The sequence below is a fragment of the Muriicola sp. genome, assembly GCF_041567615.1.
Taxonomy (GTDB): domain Bacteria; phylum Bacteroidota; class Bacteroidia; order Flavobacteriales; family Flavobacteriaceae; genus Muriicola.
This window is the reverse complement of record NZ_JBFGBM010000227.1, coordinates 1-3,638: the sequence shown is the minus strand read 5'-3', so window position 1 is coordinate 3,638 and position 3,638 is coordinate 1. Positions and strand designations below refer to the sequence as shown.

Genomic DNA, 3,638 nt, shown 5'->3' with positions numbered 1-3,638 from the left:
GAATCCTTCCTGATGAGGCTCGATGAATTCTACCGCATCAAGAAAACGGACCACGAGCTGTACAAACCCAGTAAAAAACACCATTTTAGCATGTACCTGGACGGGGATTTCTATTCCCTCTACCTGCGCAGGCATATCCTGCCCCTGGACGACCCTTTGAGCAAACTCGATACGCACATCCTTTATAAGACCATCCTGGAGCCGATCCTGGGTATCACGGACCTGAGGAATGACAGGCGCATACAGTACGGATACGGCAAGCACAACGTGATGAGGATGAAGACTGAGATCGACAGGGGGAACTTCCAGGTTGGGTTCAACCTCGTGCCCATCACCATCGAAGAGATCAAGGCCGTTGCAGATGCCCAATTGGTTATGCCCCCTAAAAGCACTTATATAGAACCCAAACTTAAAAGTGGCCTGACCATTTACGAATTATAGAATACACCATGTCCATAGCAGAAAACTTGAAGGAGATCAGGAAGGACCTGCCGGAACACGTGGAACTTGTCGCGGTCTCCAAGACGAAGTCGAAAGAGGAGATCATGCAGGCCTATGAGGCGGGTCAGCGCATCTTCGGCGAGAACAGGATACAGGAAATGACAGAGAAATGGGAGGCCTTACCCAAGGATATCTCCTGGCATATGATCGGTCACGTACAGAGGAACAAGGTAAAATATATGGCCCCCTATGTCAGCCTGGTGCATGGGGTTGACAGCCTGAAACTCCTCAGGGAGATCAACAAGCAGGGAAGGAAACACAAAAGGGTGATCCCATGCCTGCTCCAGGTCTACATCGCCAGGGAAGAAACCAAATTCGGACTGGATGAACAGGAATTGCAGACCCTGATAGGCAGCCCTGAATTCGGCGAATTAAAGCATGTCCAGGTAAAAGGCCTGATGGGCATGGCTACTTTCACAGACAAGGTGGAAGTGATCCGAAAGGAATTCCACTCTCTCAAGGTCATGTTCGAGACGCTGAGAGAGGTACTGCCTGGGATCAGCATCCTTTCCATGGGGATGAGCGGGGATTATAAGGTCGCCCTGGAAGAAGGAAGCACCATGGTAAGGATAGGAAGTAGTATCTTTGGAGAAAGGCAATAAAATTCAGGAGAACCACAACATCGGATGTATTCGATCCTAGACATAGAGACCACCGGAGGGAAATACAATGAGGAAGGGATCACGGAAATCGCGATCCACAAGTTCGACGGGCATCGGGTGGTAGATAAATTCATATCCCTGGTCAATCCGGAAAGGGAGATTCAACCCTTTGTAGTCAACCTTACCGGGATCAACAGCAAAATGCTGCACTCGGCTCCAAAATTCCACGAAGTAGCGAAACGCATTGTCGAGATCACAGAAGGGACCACCCTCGTAGCCCACAATGCCCAGTTCGATTATCGCATCCTGCGAACAGAGTTCAGGCGACTCGGTTATAATTTTGAGCGGAAGACCCTGTGTACAGTCGACCTGGCCAAACAACTGATCCCGGAGGCAGAGTCGCACAGCCTGGGAAAACTGGTACGTTCCCTGGGGATCCCCGTGAGCGACCGCCACAGGGCTAACGGAGATGCCCTGGCCACCCTAAAATTATTCAAGGTGTTGCTGAACAAGGACCTCGACAAGACCATTATCAGGGAGGTCACCAGGGCCGAGACCCTGGGAGAGCTCAGCCAGAGACAGTTGAGGATCGTAGACCAGATGCCTTCAGAAACCGGGGTCTATTATATGTTCAACAAGGACCGGAAGATCATATATATCGGGAAGAGTACAGACATCAAGAAAAGGATTAACCAGCACTTTACCTCAGACACCGAGACCGGCAGAAATCTGCAGAAGGAAACCCGAAAAGTAACTTTTGAACTCACGGGCAATGAACTGGTGGCGTACCTGAAAGTAAATGAGGAAATCAAGAGGAATCCTCCCAAATATAGGGTTAACGGGGAAGACCTTGCCCTTCTGCCGAATCACAACGGAGAGGTTAACCAACAGAAGGAACCGTACTGCCTTGATGGGAAGGATGTCATGGTAGTCGACAAAGGCAGGGAAACAGGGGAACGAAGTGCAGTACTGATCAAAAACGGGCAGGTTAAAGGGATGGGGTTCTACGAACTCAACCATCAGATCAATAACCTGCGTATCCTGGAATCCATCCTAACACCGGTTAATGGAGGTGTGGAGGTCATAAAACAGGTAGAACTCTATCTTACGTATAAAAAGGTGGTTGACATCATCGAAATCAATTCACCCGACTGATGGGAAAACAAAGGCAAAACGATTGGAAATCCAAGTTGCACGAGGTCATCTACGGCACGCATACCTCGGCCGGTAAGCTATTCGATATCGTACTCCTGGTGGTCATCGTCTACAGTGTGATCATCGTGATGCTGGAGAGTGTTCCGCGTATCGACCAGAAGTACCACGAATTTTTGAACATTTCGGAGTGGATCGTGACCATCCTTTTTACCATCGAATACATCCTGCGGATCATCTGCATCAAAACTCCCAAGAAATACATATTTAGTTTCTTCGGGGTTATCGACTTCATTTCCACCATCCCAAAGTATCTCTCGGTTATTATCGGTGGTTCACAATACATGACGGCCTTCAGGGCGCTGAGGCTCTTGCGGATCTTCAGAATCCTGAAGCTTGTTCGGTTCGTAGGGGAATCCAACAATCTCCTGAGGGCCCTGAAAGGGAGCAGGACCAAGATCTTTGTCTTTGTCTTCTTCGTCCTTGTTCTCTCCGTTATGCTCGGCACGATCATGTACCTGGTAGAAGGCCCCGAACATGGATTTAACAGCATTCCTCACAGCGTGTATTGGACGATCGTCACACTTACCACCGTGGGATACGGAGATATTTCCCCGGAAACCGGACTGGGGCAGTTCATCGCCACCATCATCATGATTGTGGGTTACGGGGTGATCGCGGTACCGACCGGGATCGTGAGTGCGGAATACGTCACAGACCGGAGCAGAAGGAAGGGTCAGAAGCTCAAGGAGCGTACCTGTCCGGAATGCGCCACGGCCATACTCAAGGAAGACGCCCACTATTGCCGTGTCTGCGGGCTCAGGTTAAAGGATGAATGATGGTTCGGAAAACCCTCCTGGTAATTGCGGGTCCCACCGGGATAGGCAAAACGGCCCTGGCGATCAAACTCGCTGAACACTACAATACGGAGATCATTTCCGCAGATTCCAGGCAGTTTTTTAAGGAGATGCGTATTGGAACAGCAGTGCCATCCGATGAAGAACTCAGGGCAGTCCCCCATCACTTCATCCAGCATATCAGTATCCAAGATCCCTACTCTGTAGGGGATTTCGAAAGGGATGCACTGAAGAAGCTCGAAGAACTTTTTAAACTACATGACATCGTCATCATGGCCGGGGGCAGCGGGCTGTACATCGATGCCGTCCTTCACGGTTTTGACTCCTTTCCGGAAATAGACCCCTCCATCCGCACCCAGCTCAAACAGGAGTTACGGGATAAGGGTCTTGCCAAACTGCAAAAAGAACTTCTTGAATCGGACCCTGTCTACGCAAAAAAGGCAGACCTGCAAAACCCACAACGGGTCATCAGGGCCCTGGAAGTTTGCCGGGGTACGGGAAATCCGTATTCATCCTATCTCGGGAG

At 50.1% G+C, this 3,638-nt stretch carries 4 protein-coding genes and 1 pseudogene; all 5 read left to right on the top strand.

Annotated features, from left to right (window positions below):
• A pseudogene (locus ABYP73_RS12275) lies at window positions 1–441 on the top strand (DUF1015 domain-containing protein); the annotation flags it as partial.
• Window positions 442–449: 8 nt separating this feature from the next.
• Window positions 450–1,103: a YggS family pyridoxal phosphate-dependent enzyme gene (locus tag ABYP73_RS12270; protein WP_372974520.1), complete on the top strand. Its 654-nt coding sequence runs from the start codon at window positions 450–452 to the stop codon at window positions 1,101–1,103.
• Window positions 1,104–1,127: 24 nt separating this feature from the next.
• On the top strand, window positions 1,128–2,258 hold the full coding sequence (locus ABYP73_RS12265; RefSeq protein ID WP_372944342.1) for an exonuclease domain-containing protein: 1,131 nt from the start codon (window positions 1,128–1,130) through the stop codon (window positions 2,256–2,258).
• Window positions 2,258–3,094, top strand: a complete 837-nt coding sequence (locus ABYP73_RS12260; RefSeq protein ID WP_372944343.1) for an ion transporter — start codon at window positions 2,258–2,260, stop codon at window positions 3,092–3,094. Before ABYP73_RS12265 ends, ABYP73_RS12260 begins: the two co-directional genes overlap by 1 nt.
• Window positions 3,094–3,638 (top strand): tRNA (adenosine(37)-N6)-dimethylallyltransferase MiaA (gene miaA / locus ABYP73_RS12255; RefSeq protein ID WP_372974519.1); only part of this gene is annotated, 545 nt, incomplete at its 3' end. The genes ABYP73_RS12260 and miaA, both read left to right, overlap by 1 nt.

What these genes read in the sequence shown, in the direction of transcription:
- ABYP73_RS12270 (WP_372974520.1), top strand. Translation starts at nt 450, where the DNA reads ATGTCCATAGCAGAAAACTTGAAGGAGATCAGGAAGGACCTGCCGGAA.
- ABYP73_RS12265 (WP_372944342.1), top strand. Translation starts at nt 1,128, where the DNA reads ATGTATTCGATCCTAGACATAGAGACCACCGGAGGGAAATACAATGAG.
- ABYP73_RS12260 (WP_372944343.1), top strand. Translation starts at nt 2,258, where the DNA reads ATGGGAAAACAAAGGCAAAACGATTGGAAATCCAAGTTGCACGAGGTC.